The 13,805-nt window shown below is 60.4% G+C and carries 9 protein-coding genes; 1 reads left to right on the forward strand and 8 read right to left on the reverse strand.

Annotated elements, in window-relative coordinates; translation table 11 throughout:
- Nucleotides 1-168: 168 nt before the first annotated feature.
- The 8 genes from U3654_RS14325 to U3654_RS14360 form a co-directional block, all read right to left on the reverse strand.
- The gene (locus U3654_RS14325) at nucleotides 169-690 is read right to left on the reverse strand and encodes a (2Fe-2S)-binding protein (protein WP_324752226.1); all 522 of its coding nucleotides are present in this window, start codon (nucleotides 688-690) and stop codon (nucleotides 169-171) included.
- Nucleotides 677-1,504 (reverse strand): FAD binding domain-containing protein, encoded by an 828-nt coding sequence (locus U3654_RS14330; protein WP_324752227.1) that lies wholly within the window; start codon nucleotides 1,502-1,504, stop codon nucleotides 677-679. Before U3654_RS14330 ends, U3654_RS14325 begins: the two co-directional genes overlap by 14 nt.
- Nucleotides 1,501-4,473: a xanthine dehydrogenase family protein molybdopterin-binding subunit gene (locus tag U3654_RS14335; RefSeq protein ID WP_324752228.1), complete on the reverse strand. Its 2,973-nt coding sequence runs from the start codon at nucleotides 4,471-4,473 to the stop codon at nucleotides 1,501-1,503. Before U3654_RS14335 ends, U3654_RS14330 begins: the two co-directional genes overlap by 4 nt.
- Before the next feature lie 45 nt (nucleotides 4,474-4,518).
- On the reverse strand, nucleotides 4,519-6,660 hold the full coding sequence (locus tag U3654_RS14340) for an acetate--CoA ligase family protein (protein ID WP_324752229.1): 2,142 nt from the start codon (nucleotides 6,658-6,660) through the stop codon (nucleotides 4,519-4,521).
- 80 nt (nucleotides 6,661-6,740) lie between these two features.
- Nucleotides 6,741-7,679, reverse strand: a complete 939-nt coding sequence (locus U3654_RS14345; RefSeq protein ID WP_324752230.1) for an LLM class flavin-dependent oxidoreductase — start codon at nucleotides 7,677-7,679, stop codon at nucleotides 6,741-6,743.
- 71 nt (nucleotides 7,680-7,750) lie between these two features.
- Nucleotides 7,751-8,905 (reverse strand): mandelate racemase/muconate lactonizing enzyme family protein, encoded by a 1,155-nt coding sequence (locus tag U3654_RS14350; protein WP_324752231.1) that lies wholly within the window; start codon nucleotides 8,903-8,905, stop codon nucleotides 7,751-7,753.
- A complete protein-coding gene (locus U3654_RS14355; protein ID WP_324752232.1) occupies nucleotides 8,905-10,581 on the reverse strand; it encodes a hydantoinase B/oxoprolinase family protein in 1,677 nt (558 codons plus the stop codon). Before U3654_RS14355 ends, U3654_RS14350 begins: the two co-directional genes overlap by 1 nt.
- Nucleotides 10,571-12,652, reverse strand: coding sequence for a hydantoinase/oxoprolinase family protein (locus tag U3654_RS14360; RefSeq protein WP_324752233.1), 2,082 nt, complete (start codon nucleotides 12,650-12,652; stop codon nucleotides 10,571-10,573). The genes U3654_RS14355 and U3654_RS14360 overlap by 11 nt, the downstream gene beginning before the upstream one ends.
- Nucleotides 12,653-13,061: 409 nt before the next feature.
- On the opposite strand from U3654_RS14360, the gene U3654_RS14365 reads away from it, so the two are divergent.
- A complete protein-coding gene (locus U3654_RS14365; RefSeq protein ID WP_324752234.1) occupies nucleotides 13,062-13,805 on the forward strand; it encodes a GntR family transcriptional regulator in 744 nt (247 codons plus the stop codon).

Genomic DNA, 13,805 nt, shown 5'->3' on the forward strand with positions numbered 1-13,805 from the left:
CCTGTAGGCGCCAAGCGGCCCCACACAGGCAATCCAAAGAGTTGGTCGCGCTCGACGCTGATCGCTTAAATCCGCTCCCGCGTTGTCGATGCGCCCTCATGGCCGACCAATTCGGCAAAATGTTATCACAACCTATTTGTTATGACAAAATACGATCTGGCAACTCTTTTATTTCTTTTGTGGGTTCGACTGGCTGCGGTCGCGCAGCCGCTTGGCGGCCAGCATCGCGGCGGTAATGATCTCGCTGTAGCCAGTGCAGCGGCACATGTTGCCGCTCAGGGCGTCCCTTAGCTCGGCCTCGGTGGGATCGGGATTGACCTCCAGATAGTGATCCAGCGTAGTCAGGAAACCGGGCGTGCAAAACCCGCATTGCAACGCGAAACTCTCGTGAAATGCCTGCTGCAATATGCCAAAGCTGCCGTCCGTTTCAGACAGACCCTCAATCGTGTCTATCCGCCGCCCGCCCGCCTGCACGGCAAGGTAGAGGCACGCCCGGACGGCCCTGCCATCGACGCGCACGGTGCAGGCACCACAAACGCCATGTTCGCAGCCAACATGGGTGCCGGTCGCGCCCAGTTCGGCGCGCAAAAAATCGCTGAGCAGCATGTTGGGGCGCGCGCTGCCTTCGACCTCCCTGCCGTTCAGGGTGACCGTGACACGGTGTTTTTCCTGGCTATCAAGACGCTGCATCGCGGGCCTCATTCACAAGTTTCTTTCCAAGCCGCCTGACCAGTTCGCGCCGGTAACGCGCGCTGGCATGGATGTCGTCGCTGGCGCCGAGCGCCCATGCGAACGCGTTCAGTTTGTCATCCAGATCGCTGCCTTGTTCGGAGTTCAGTTCCAGCACCGTGGGTCGGTCGGCAACACCGCCGACGCCCAGCCGGACGTCCTGGCCCGTCGCGACCGCCGCCAGCGAGACGACGGCAAAATCGCCATGCCGGCGCGCGACCTCGTCAAAGGCAAAGCCTTGCCCCGCCTTGGCCGCCGGAAACCGCACCGCTGTGACGAACTCGCCCTCGCCGCAGGCCGTGCTCAGCATACCTGTCTGGAACTCATCCGCCTTCAGCACCCGCTTGCCACGCTGGCCGGTCAGCACCACCTCGCCACCCAAGGTTGCCAGCAACAGCGGCAGTTCCGAACTGGGATCGGCGTGACAGATCGACCCGCAGACGGTGCCACGATTGCGGGTCTGGAAGTGACCGATATGGGGCATCGCCTTGGCGACTATGGGCAGCGCGCTGTGCAACTCGGGCCAGTCCTCCAGTTGCGCCTGAATGACGGTCGCGCCGATTTCCACGAAATCGCCATCGCGCCGGATATAGTCCAGATCAGCCACGCGCGAGATATCAATCAGCACCTTGGGTTTGACCAACCGCATGTTCAGCATCGCCATCAGGGACTGACCGCCGGCAATAATCTTGGCGTCCGTGCCATGCTCTTTGAGGCAGGCGGTTACGTCGCGGGCCGTCTCGGCGATGACCAGATCGAATGATGGTGGCTTCATTGGCCCAGCCCCAATTTGCGCTTAACCTTCGTCCACAATCCCTCGGACACCGTTCCACCCGTCTGGCGCACCAGCCCGTTGAAAAACTGCCCGATCACCATGCGCGCCGCGCCGTCCAGCATCCGCCCACCGACCGACGCGACCTTGCCGGATACGGTGACCTCATAGGCGTAGGTGACCAGCGTGCCGCCCTCTTCGGGCGTTAGCGTGACACGCCCATTGCCGCCGCCGCTGCCCAGCGGCCCGGCAACATCGCCAGTCAACGTGGCACTTTTCGGCTCGTCCAGATCGCTGAGCGTGACGTTCGCCTCAAACCGTCCGCGCACAGGGCCAACGCCCATGTCCACGTCGGCGCGGTAACTGTTCTGGCCGACCTCCTCCAACTCATGACAGCCGGGAATGACGCGCGCCAGCGCCTTGGGGTCCAGCAAGATATCCCAGACCTCCTGCGGCGAGGCGGGAACGCTGGTCTTGCCCTCGCCGGTCAGGGCGCGCCCGGCGCCTGTGCGTTTAGCGGGCTGCGTTGCTGCGCCTTCGGGCGGTGCAGGCTCGTCCCCCATCAGCAGTTCCGCCACCTTCGACGGCGACATGGGCAGCACGATATCGTCCAGGTCCAGCGCATCGGCGATGGCGTTGGCGATGCAGACCGGGGTAGAATAGGTGTTGCCCTCGCCAATGCCCTTCGCGCCCAGCGCGGTGTAGGGCGATGGCGTCGGCGTGCAATGCACGATGTCCAGTTGCGGCATCTCGGGCGCGGTGGCGACGAGGTAGTCGGCGAAAGTGCCGGAATAAAACGCGCCATCGTCGTCATAGACGAACTCTTCGTATAGCGCGGCGCCAAGGCCCGCGGCAAACGATCCGCCAACCTGCCCGTCGACGATGGCCGGATTCAGGATCGTGCCGCAATCGTGTGCGGAAACATAGCGATCAATACGGATGTCGAAACTATCTGGGTCAATCTCGACCCCACAGAAATCAAAGGCAAAACCATAGGCCAACTCCGAGTTGACCTCCCCCAACTCGTTGGTAGGGGTCAGTTCGGACGCAGACCATGCCACACGCTCGCGCACCCCCGGCTCCATCCCCTCAGGCAGGCTGCCAGGGGACCAGTGCGCCTGCGTGGCGGTGCGGTGAAACTTCATCGAGTTGTCGGCGTTGTCGCGCGCATAAATCAGGCCGCCGCCGAATTCGATCTGATCGACCGGCACGTTCAGGCGGGTGCTGGCGATGGTCGCCAGCTTGTTGCGCACACGCACCGCCGCCTCCTGCGCCGCGCTGCCGATGGCGGGCGCAAAGCGGCTGGAGTAGTTACCCGAAGCGATGGACCACGCGTCCTTTTCAGTGTCGAGTTCGAGGTTAACCGTGATCTCATCAGGCGTAAGGCCCAGTTGGTCTGACACGATCTGCGCCAGAACCGTGGCATGGCCCTGTCCCTGCGGCACCGATTCCGAAACGACATTGACCGCGCCCGACGAATCCACGGCGACCGTAACGTTAGCGATTGCCCCGTCCTTGGGGTTGGAATGCTTGAGTTCTTGCTGGGGTTTGAGGATCGAAATGTAACCCATGTTCGACTGGCTCGGCTCAACCGCAGTGGCGTAGCCGATGCCGTAATAGCCGCCCCGCGCACGCACTTCTTCGCGACGTTTCAGCAGGCCAGCCAGATTGCCCTGCTCGACGCCCTCATCAATACAGCGCTGAAAATTGCCGGAATCGTATAGCGAACCGGCGGGTGCGAGGTAAGGAAAGCTATCGGATGGTATAAGGTTCAGCCTCGTGATCTCCAGCGGGTCCTTGCCCAGCTTGCGCGCCAGCTTGTGCATCAGCCGCTCGGACGCGAAATATAGCTGCGGGCCACCAAAGCCGCGCACCGCACCGCTGGGGCATTTGTTGGTGGCGACGATATTCATCTTCACGTCCAGATGCTTCATCTTGTAACCGTTGGACGTAGTGCCGTGCATCCGAAATATCGGCCCCGGCATCGGCGCGCGCAGGTATGCGCCATTGTCGTCCCAATGCTCGCACGCCATCGCGGTCACTTCGCCCTCGGCTGTATGGGCGGCGCGCAGCGTCATCACGCGGTTCTGGGCCGAGTTGGCAGCCGCCAGATTTTCCAGCCGGTCCTCCAGCCATTTCACAGGACGCCCCGCTAGACGCGAAGCGACGCACATCACCACGATCTGCGGAAACATGCACAGCTTGGTACCGAAATTGCCGCCCGCATTGGTAGGCGTGCGCATCCGCAGCCTGTTGCCCTTGACCCGCAAGGCCCACGCCATCACTGGCTGCATCCCGAAGGGACCGGGAAAGTTCGACAGCACATCGTAGCCGCCGGTTTCGGGCAGGTATTCGGCCACGCAGGCAAAACACTCGATCGGAGGGATCGAATTGCGCGGATATTCCATGGTGAATTCGATGATGTCCTCGGCCTCGGCAAAGGCCCGGTCGGGATCGCCGTGCTTGAAATGATGGGTCGAATAGGCGTTCGACGTCATCTGCGGGTGGATGATCGTCGCGCCCTCGTCCAGTGCTTTGACCGGATCAATGACGGCTGGCAGCGTTTTGTAACGCACCTTGATATCGTCCAGCGCGTCCTCCGCGGCATAGCGATCCACCGCGCAAACGACGGCCACCGGCTCTCCCACAAAACGTACGCGGTCGGTGGCGACACCATAATATTCCATTGGCGTGTCGACTGCCGTCTTCATGGCGTCGGTGTATTCCATCATCTCGGCGCCGGTCACGACGGCAAAGACATCGGGTCGTGCCAGGCAGGCGGTGTAGTCTATCGACACGATTTCCGCATGGGCATGGGGCGAGCGCAGGACAGCGGCGTGCAGCGTCCCCTGAGGCACCGCGATATCATCCATGAACCGACCGCGGCCGCGCAGCAGGGCCTGATTTTCAAGCCTTAGAACCGATTTTCCGACATTCGCGGACGGTTCGATCTTTTTATCCACTGCGGTCATGTTGTTCTCTCGTCACTTGCGGTTGCGCGGGGATGCCGGGCTGTCTCAGGCCCCTTCACCTTGGCTCAGGATAAACCGCGCGTCGACCAGATGCGCGCCTTCAGGCCCGGCAAAGACCGGGTTCAGGTCGATTTCCTGAATGTCGGGATGCGCGACGGCAATCTGCGAGATTTTCACGATCACATCGACCAGCGCGTCTATATCTGCGCCCTTCTGGCCGCGCGCCCCGGCGAGGATCTTGGAAATCACCGTCTCGTCAATCATGTCGCGCGCGTCCTCAGCCGTTAGCGGCGCGATGCGAAAGGCGAAATCGTCGAGGATCTCGGCATGAACGCCCCCGGTGCCAAAGACGATGCAGGGGCCAAAGGACGGATCGCGCACCATGCCGATCATCACTTCGGCACCCTTGGCAGCCATTTCCTGCACCACCACGCCGCTCAGCCGCGCGCCCGGCACGTTGCTTGCGACGGTGCCCTTCATATCGCGGTAGGCCTGCGCCAAATCGGCCTTGGCGATGCCCAGCGCGACACCACCGCTGTCGGATTTGTGAACCACGTCGGGCGAGTCGATCTTGAGGCAGAACGGCGCATTTAGCGCGCCAGCCTTGCCCTCCAGTTCGGATTCGTCGCGGATGGCGGCCCATTTGGCCAGCGGCAGGCCGTATGCTTCGAGTATCTCAAACGCTTCGGTAAAGAGGTATTCCTGACCCTCCACGCCTGACTTGGCCAGTATGTCCGCCGCAACCTTGGAAGCGGCCTTGTCGGCCTTCGGTGCCTCCAGCTTCGTCGCAGACGAGTCCAATCGTTCGCCATGCCGCGCCAGCACCGCCAGCGCGCGCGCTGCGTCGTCCAGCCGCGGATAGACAATGGCCGAACGTTTTTCTTCGATCGTGCGAGTGAAGCCTTCGATGTCCTGTCCATAACTCCAGCAAACCACGGGCTTGCTGCGGTCCGCCGCCGACAGATCGCGGATGTAACCGGAGGCGTCGTAGCGATCATATTTTGGCAAATTGTAGGAGCAATAGATGCACATCACAGCATCGACCCCCTCGTCCTGCATCAGCGCGTTCATGACCAGCGGAAAGGCGTCGTTCAGATCCTTGGCGACAGGAATCCAGATATCCAGCGGGTTCTCGACCTCCATCCAGTCGGGAAAGAGGCGCTTGACCGTTTCAATGGTCTTGCCGGACAGCTTGGCCAATTCCAGCCCGGCCCGGTCCAGCGCATCGATTGCCAGAACGGCCCCGCCGCCCGAAAAGCTCATGATGGCGACGCGTTTGCCTTTCATGGCACCAAAAAATGCCAGCGACTTGCTGAAACTGCGCAACTCTTCGGCGCTGTCGGCCTGAAAGACACCTGCCTGTCTCAAGGCCGCGTCCGAAACGCGCGTCTGCCCTGCGACGGCGCCTGTATGCGATGCGACAGCGGCCTGCCCTGCCTCGGTGCGCCCCGCCTTGAGCGCGACAATAGGCTTCTTATGGGAAATGCGCGACGCCGCCTCGATAAAGGCAGGTCCGTCGTTCAGCGCTTCGGCGTGAACCTCGATGACTTGGATCCTTGGCTCGGATTCAAAATGTTCGAGCACGTCTATCAGATTGATATCGCAGCCATTCCCAAGATCAACAGAGGTGCAATAGCCGGCAGGCTCGTTCGTGACTAGATGATGGCCCATCATCAGAAACCCCGATTGCGACACCTGCCCGACAGGCAAATCATCAGGCGTTACCTCGATAAAGGAAGACGTGAATTTCGCGGGCGAATTGACCAGCCCGATGGTGTTCGGCCCCAGAATGCGAATGCCTGCGCGCGCGATGATCTCATCGATCTGCGTCTGCAATTTCGCACCCAGTTCGTCGGCATCGGCAAAGCCTTGCGTGATGACAATGGCGGATTTGATCCCCTTGGCAACACAAGCCTCAAGCGTTTCGGGCACAGAGCTACGCTCGACCGAGATGATGGCCAGATCAACCGTTTCGGGCAACTGGGGGATCGACTTGCAGACGGTCGCGTTCGGCGCGGAGTCCATACCCGGATTGACGATGAAAATGCGCCCTTCATATCCCATGTCGCCCAGTGTCGTGTGCACGCTGACGGGCGAGCCGATGGCGGACCGCGACAGGCCGATAATAGCGATGGATTTCGGTGCCAGGAACGGATCGAGCAGTCTGGGCTGGGCGTGCTGGGTCATATCGGGCTTGGGTCCATTCACTATGTCATCGGGTGTCGCGAAAGGGCCGCGCGGGGCATCGCCCGCACGGCCCGGATAATTTAGAGGATCGCCTTGGGAGTCATGGCGCGCAGATCCGGCAGAACTTCCTTGGCCAGACGCTCAAGATGGCTCTTGCGGTCGTCGGGCGGCATGATCGGCGCGATGATCAGGTTATTGCACCCGGCGTCGATGTAGTTGGCCAGATACTCTTTGACCTTTTGCGGCGATCCATAGGCGCAATACTTGTCCACCAGATCAGTGAAGTCCTGCTCGTAGCGGTAGGACAGCTCCTTGATGCCCCAGTCGCGGGCTTCCTTTTCGTCGTCGAACATAGAGACGTAGATGAAATTACAGAATGCGTAATCCTTGGGCAGCTCGCGGCCCGCCTCGTGGGCGAAATCCTTGACCCGGTTGAATGACCATTCGCTGCGCTCGGCGGTGTACATATAGGGGTTCCAGCCGTCGGCGATGGTCGCCGCGCGCTTCATCGGGGCGTCCTGACGGCCCGACACCCAGATCGGCGGGCCACCCGGCGTCACCGGCTTGGGCAGCATGTCGACGTCTTTCAACTGAAAGATCTTGCCGTCATAGTCGAACCGCTCGCCGGTCCAGTATTTCTTCATGATCTCGATGGATTCCTGACAGATCTGGCCGCGCTTCTTGATATCGACGCCGCAGGCGTGGAATTCGCGCGGATAGTCGCCGCCGACGCCGACGGTCAGCAGGACGCGCCCCCCCGACATGACATCGAGGCTGACCAACTGCTTGGCGTTGATCGTGGGGTTGCGCAGCGAGATTAGCTGCGTCGCTGGTCCGACCTTGATCTTCTTGGTCAGGGCAGCGGCGCGCGTCATCACGGTGATCGCTTCCAGAATGGGACGATGATAGACGATATGCTCGCCCGTCCAGAACGAGTCGAACCCCAGTTCCTCGACGGCGATGATGTCCTCGTCGCTCCAGAAATCTCCTCCGCAGCTCACTCCGATTTGTGCAGACATAGCTTACTCCCTTGATGTTGGCGGGGCGCGCTTGCGTTCGTCGCCCCCGGTTCTTGGTGCCCGGTATCCGCTCAGGACACCCGGTATTTTTTCATCTTGTCCTCATCCAGCTCAACCCCGAGGCCGGGTTTGTTCGGAACGGTCAAGCAGCCGTCCGCATAGGCAAACGGTTCGGCAATTACGTCGTCAGTGTAGAAAACGCCGCCGACCTTGGTCTGCTCGCGGCCCTTCAGCGTGTTGACCGTGATGACGCCGGGCAGCACCTGCCCCTCCAGCGCCGCCGACAGATGCAGGTTCGCCGCATTACCGACGCCGCCCTCAAGCGAGCCATTGACGTTCATCGGCATCCCCGCCGCACGCCCGATTGCGCCGATCTCCATCGAGCGTATCAGCCCGCCCGCCTTGGTAAAGTAGATCGACAGGATATCGGCAGAGTTGCGCCGCGCGATCTCCATCGCATCGAATGGTGTCCAGCAGCCCTCGTCAACGATCACCGGAATATCTACTGCGGCGGTGATTCGCGCCATCATATCAATACCCTCGACGGGCTGTTCGATGGCCCAGATGCCGGCCTCGGCAGTCATGGCGCGGGCGCTGTTGATCGCGGTTTTGGCGTCCTTGTAGCCGCGGTTGATATCGGGGTGCATGTCGATGTCGTCGCCCACTGCCTTGCGGATCGCCTTGACGATGGCGAGGTCGGTTGCCGGATCGCCCGGCACCTTGATCTGAAGGTGCTTGATGCCGTCCTCAACGACCCTCAGGGCCATGTCAGCCGCTTTTTCCGGCGCAGCGACGCCAACGCTGTGGCAGACGGGAATGGACGTGCGTGCAGCGCCACCCAGCAGCTGATAGACGGGTATCCCGGCGGCTTTACCGGTGATGTCCAGCAGTGCGCTTTCGATCATAGCCTTGGTGTAGGGAAAACCCCGCACGCCTTCGTCCATCATCGCCAGCGCACCTTTGATGTCGGTCGGATCGCGACCGATCAGCTTGGGCGAGAGGAATTTGACCAGATGGCAGACGATTTCAGGATCTTCGCCAGCGTAGCGCTGATTTTCACCACCCCAGCTAAGGATCGCGGGCGCCTCGCCCAGTCCGGTGATGCCGTCATCCGTCTCGATGCGCAGGATGACGTAGCGCCCGATCGGCACCTCAAGCGAGCGCCAAGTGTAGTCCGAACTTCCTGGCAGTTGGATGATCTGTGGATTGAGTGCTGTGATTTTCATCAGGAACTAATCTCCACGTTATAGTCGGCCTTGGCGCGCTCTGCGGTCAGCTTGCCTTCGATAATGTCGCGCTTGACGGCGTCCTTGTTGCGCTCGGAGGGGGGGCCGTAGCCACCGCCGCCTTGGGTGAACATCGAAAAGATGTCGCCCCGCTCGAGCCGCTGGTTGTTGGTCTTGGACCTCAACGATTTGGGATCGTTGCTGTCGGGATTTAGGAACAGCTTGCCGACTGCGCCGGGATGCCCGCCTTCCAGCCCAAAAGGCTCGACCTTGAACTTGTCGAACTGAGTTTCCAGCGTGCCGCTTTTGTCGAGAAACTTGATGTCGCGGCGCACGCCCAGACCGCCGCGGGTGCGCCCTGCCCCTCCCGTGTCGGGCAGGAATTCATAGTGGGTGAACTGCAGCGGATACATGACTTCAATCATCTCGATCGGCGTGTTGGCGAGGTTATGGATGCCCTGTGACCAGCAATCGACGCCGTCCTTGGTGCGGCGTGCACCACCGCCACCCACTTCGATATCAAACAGGATCCAGGGCGCATGTTCGCCGGTGCCGTCACCGGCCAGAATATGCACGTTCGAGTTGGCGTAGTAACCAGCGGTCACGCGATCCGGGACCACATCGGCCAACGCCTTCATGATTGCGCTGACGATAGTGTGCGTAATCGTGTTGCGCCCCACCACCGGAGCCGGGGATTGCGCATTGACGACCGTGCCCTCGGGTGCGGTAATCGTGATCGGCTTGTAGAGGCCAAAGTTCGACGGGATCGTCGGATCGAGTATCGACAGGATCGCAAAATAGGATGCGGATTCACAAGATGAGATCGTGGCATTCGTTGGGGCGCGGCGCTGTTTGTCGGTGCCGGTGAAATCCAGATGGATGCCGCCGTCCTTGATCGTCAGCTTGACCTTGACGGTGATCCGCTCGTCCGTGACGCCGTCGTCATCGACCTGATACTCGCCGAAATAGTCACCCTCGGGCAGCTCGCGGATTTTGGCGCGCATCCGGGTTTCGGAATTGTCGATGGCATCCAGCAAGCAGTTCTCGAACGTCGCGACGCCGTAGCGCTCGACCAGTTCCAGAACGCCGTCGCGTCCGATATTCAGCGCTGCCGCCTGCGCGCGCAGGTCGCCGCCGGTTTGGTCGGGCTGGCGGACGTTCGCGTCAAAGACGGCCAGAAAACGCTCGTTCGCCTCGCCCTTTTCGAACAACTTGATCGGCGGGATGCGGAACCCCTCCTGAAAGATCTCGACCGCGTCGCCAGCATAAGAGCCGGGGCGCATGCCGCCCACATCGAGGTGATGATCCAGCGTGCCGCAGATCGCGACGATCTTGCCGTCCGAATAGACCGGCATGAAGGTCTGAACGTCGGGCAAATGCTGACCGCCGAGGTAGGGATCGTTGGTGATGATGATATCGCCCTCGTTCCATTCCTCGATCGGGATAATGCCGTCGAGAGTGGTGCGCAGCGACCGCGACATCGAATTGAGGTGGATGGGGATGCGGCAGGATTGCGCAATGATATGACCGTCCGGGTCGAAAACGGCGGTCGAGTAATCCAGCATCTCGCGCACAACGGTGGAATAAGAGGTCCGCAGGATCGTCGCGGCCATCTGTTCTGCGACGCCGACAAGGGCGTTGTTCACGACTTCGAATGTAATTGGATCAACGCGCATATTCTTGCTCCCCCGTGTCGATCAGCAAATTGGCTAGGTCGTCGACCGTCGCCTTCTGACCGGGATGAATGATGATGGTGGTATCGAGCTGGACGACGACTGCGGGACCGTCGATTGTGACGCCCGGCGTCAGCGTTTCGCGGAAATAGATGGGTGTGTCGACGTAATCGCCGGTTTCCTCGAAATAGATCGGGTGCGTGCCCTCGGTCTTGGGGGTGGCCGTCGATTGCCCTTCGGCCGCTTTGAACTTGCCCATTGGCGGCGCCGACATTGACCCCGTGGCGGTCAGGCGTCCGCTGACGAATTCGATCTTTTTCTTGGGATGGCAATGCGCATAGAGCTGTTTGTGCTGCGCGTGGAATCTGTCGAAAATGGTCTGGATCAGCGACCCGTCGATCTCGCCTTCGGGCAGGGTCACGTTGATCTCGTAGGCCTGTCCGACATAGCGTAGATCGGCGGTGCGGGTGATGGCCTGTTTGCCATCCGGAACCGCGTCGGTATCTAGCGCGGCGCGACCCAACCCTTCGAGGTCTGAGTAAACTTCCCTGAGCACCTTTGGCGTAATCTCATCCCCGCGCAGAATGCGGGTCTGTACGAAATCGTGGCGGATATCGGCCATGACGAGGCCGACGGCAGAGAAAACGCCGGGCTGACCGGGGATCAGAACCGTGGGCATGCCCGCTGCCTTGCCTAGCGCCGCCGCGTGCATAGGCCCCGCACCACCGAACGCGATCATGGTGATCATGCGCGGATCAAAGCCCTTTTCGGCGGACGAGACGCGCACAGCCCGCTCCATATTGGCGTTGGCGATGCGGATGATGCCTTGGGCAGCCTCTTCGATCGACATCTTCAGCGGGTCGCCAATCTTTTTCTTGATCGCCTGGCGCGACGCCTCAATGTCCAGCTTGATGCGGCCATTGGCAAAGTATTGCGGCAAGAGGCGCCCCAGAACGATGTTGGCGTCGGTCACGGTCGGCTCTGTGCCGCCCTTGCCATAGGCCACCGGCCCCGGATCGGACCCGGCGCTGTGGGGGCCGACATGCAGGCCGTTCGCCTCATCCAGCCACGCAATGCTGCCCGCGCCCGCGCCGATTGTATTGATGTCGATCATCGGCAGCTTGATCGGGCGATGAGCGACTTCGGCCTCGGTCGTCATCTGCACTTCGCCGTTCTGGATCAGCGAGATGTCAGTACTGGTGCCGCCCATATCGACGCCCAGAAGGTTCGGGATTTTCGTCGCCTTGCTCATCCTCTGCACCGCCAGCGCGCCGCCTGCGGGGCCGGAGGTCAGGATACGGGCGGGATATGATTTGGCCGCCTCGACGGTCAGCGACCCGCCATTCGACTGCATCAGCAGGATCTTGGCATTGGGCAGAATCTCACGGATGTTCGGGGTGATTTCGCTGAGATATTTGGCGACCAGCGGCATCGCTGCGGCGTTCACCGAAACGGTACTGATCCGCTCGAATTCGCGCATTTCGCGGCAGACGTCATGCGAGGCCGAGACGGCGACATCAGGCATCTCTTGCTTCAGCCATTCCAGCACCTGCGCCTCGTTTTCGGGATTGACGTATGAGTTGAGAAAGCAGATCGCGACCGCCTCAACATCGTCGCCCTTGATGCCGTCCAGCAGCTTGCGGAATGCGTCACGGTCAGGTTTTGTCAGTACCTCACCATTTGCCGCGATCCGTTCCTCCAGGCCATACCGGCGGTTGCGCGGGATGATCGGTGCTGCGCGGTCCTGTTGCAGATCGTACATGTCAGGGCGAAAATGACGTCCAATCTCCAGCACGTCCTTGAAGCCCTCGGTTGTCACTAGCGCGGTCTTGGGCAGCTTGTTTTCCAGAACGGCATTGGTGACGATTGTCGTGCCGTGCACCAGAAGGTTGACCCTTGAGGCATCGACGCCAGCTGCCTCGAGGCCGGTTTTCACCCCGTCCAGCAATGCACCACCCGGATCGCTCCGGCGACTGGGAACTTTGGCGATCGTAACGCCACCGTCCTTTTCATCCAGAACAGTCACATCAGTGAACGTGCCACCGATATCGACACCAATACGCACTGATTCCATGGCTGATGATCTCCGCTTGCTGACGTTTGCGGCCCGGCCCAAGGAAATGAAGCCGACCTGATTGCTGTGGCAACCGCATGGTGTGTGAGGTGATAGACCTCTGCTCCACACGATTATGAAAACGAGCGCCCAACGGTTTCACCAGACGCCTTCAGTAACCAAGCTAATGAGGTAGTAAATAGGTTGTCAATACAAATTAGTATTGATGTATCGACTTGACTGTTAGGACAATAAGATCAGATTGTCTTTTGTTTTGCCTATTCGGTGGTTGCACTTCTATTTCGCTATAAGCGGGACGGTTGTGCAACATGAGTTGGGAAACGTCGCATCGGCGGCCAATAGCCTTTGATACAGGCCCATTCGCAGGTACTCCATTCAAGACCCTGCGCGGAAATTGAAGAGTGTATAGATGCGAAACATAAAACCTCGATACGTCGACATAGCGGAAACCCTCGAACGCGAATTGGTCGAACTGTCGCCCAATTCCCTGCTGCCGACGGAAGAGCAGATGTCCAAGCGCTTTGAGGTTAGCCGCATCACTGTCAGGGCTGCGCTGGAGTTGCTGGAAAACAGTGGTCAGATCTCGCGTATGCGGGGTCGTGGCACCATCGTAAGCCCCAAAAAACTGGTCCGGACCTTTTCGCCCTTCCTCAGCTTTGAAGCGGACATGAAGAGCCACGGCATCGACTTTAAAACGCAGGTTCTGTCCTTTGAAAAGAGCGTCACCGCACCGCCGAAATTCCTGCAACAGCTGGAATTGCCCGCAGGTAGCCTCGTTACGCGATTGTCGCTGGTGCGCTTGGTCGAGGAACAGGTCATTTGCCATGATCAACGCTATTATCCCGACGAAATCGGCAACAAAATTGACCCCGCTCAGGCCGAGACCAAGGCCTGCTCGGAAATAATTCAAAATGCGATCGGTGAAAAAATCCGACGCGTGCGCTGGGACAGCGAGATCCTGTCGTCGTCACAGGATGTCGCCGCCGCCCTCGGACTGGCCAACAGGGCGCTGGTGTTCACCAGCAACTACACTTGGTTCGCCAAGAAGCGCCGCCCCATCGAGACCGGGCTGGTCAGCTATCGGGTTGATCGGTGCAAATTCCGCTTTGAGGAGCGTCTGCGTGACGATATGAGCGACGACGACGCGCCCTAA

It is taken from the genome of Roseovarius sp. Pro17 (assembly GCF_035599575.1).
Lineage (GTDB): Bacteria > Pseudomonadota > Alphaproteobacteria > Rhodobacterales > Rhodobacteraceae > Roseovarius.

What these genes read in the sequence shown, in the direction of transcription:
- U3654_RS14325 (WP_324752226.1), bottom strand. Translation starts at nt 690, where the DNA reads ATGCAGCGTCTTGATAGCCAGGAAAAACACCGTGTCACGGTCACCCTG.
- U3654_RS14330 (WP_324752227.1), bottom strand. Translation starts at nt 1,504, where the DNA reads ATGAAGCCACCATCATTCGATCTGGTCATCGCCGAGACGGCCCGCGAC.
- U3654_RS14335 (WP_324752228.1), bottom strand. Translation starts at nt 4,473, where the DNA reads ATGACCGCAGTGGATAAAAAGATCGAACCGTCCGCGAATGTCGGAAAA.
- U3654_RS14340 (WP_324752229.1), bottom strand. Translation starts at nt 6,660, where the DNA reads ATGACCCAGCACGCCCAGCCCAGACTGCTCGATCCGTTCCTGGCACCG.
- U3654_RS14345 (WP_324752230.1), bottom strand. Translation starts at nt 7,679, where the DNA reads ATGTCTGCACAAATCGGAGTGAGCTGCGGAGGAGATTTCTGGAGCGAC.
- U3654_RS14350 (WP_324752231.1), bottom strand. Translation starts at nt 8,905, where the DNA reads ATGAAAATCACAGCACTCAATCCACAGATCATCCAACTGCCAGGAAGT.
- U3654_RS14355 (WP_324752232.1), bottom strand. Translation starts at nt 10,581, where the DNA reads ATGCGCGTTGATCCAATTACATTCGAAGTCGTGAACAACGCCCTTGTC.
- U3654_RS14360 (WP_324752233.1), bottom strand. Translation starts at nt 12,652, where the DNA reads ATGGAATCAGTGCGTATTGGTGTCGATATCGGTGGCACGTTCACTGAT.
- U3654_RS14365 (WP_324752234.1), top strand. Translation starts at nt 13,062, where the DNA reads ATGCGAAACATAAAACCTCGATACGTCGACATAGCGGAAACCCTCGAA.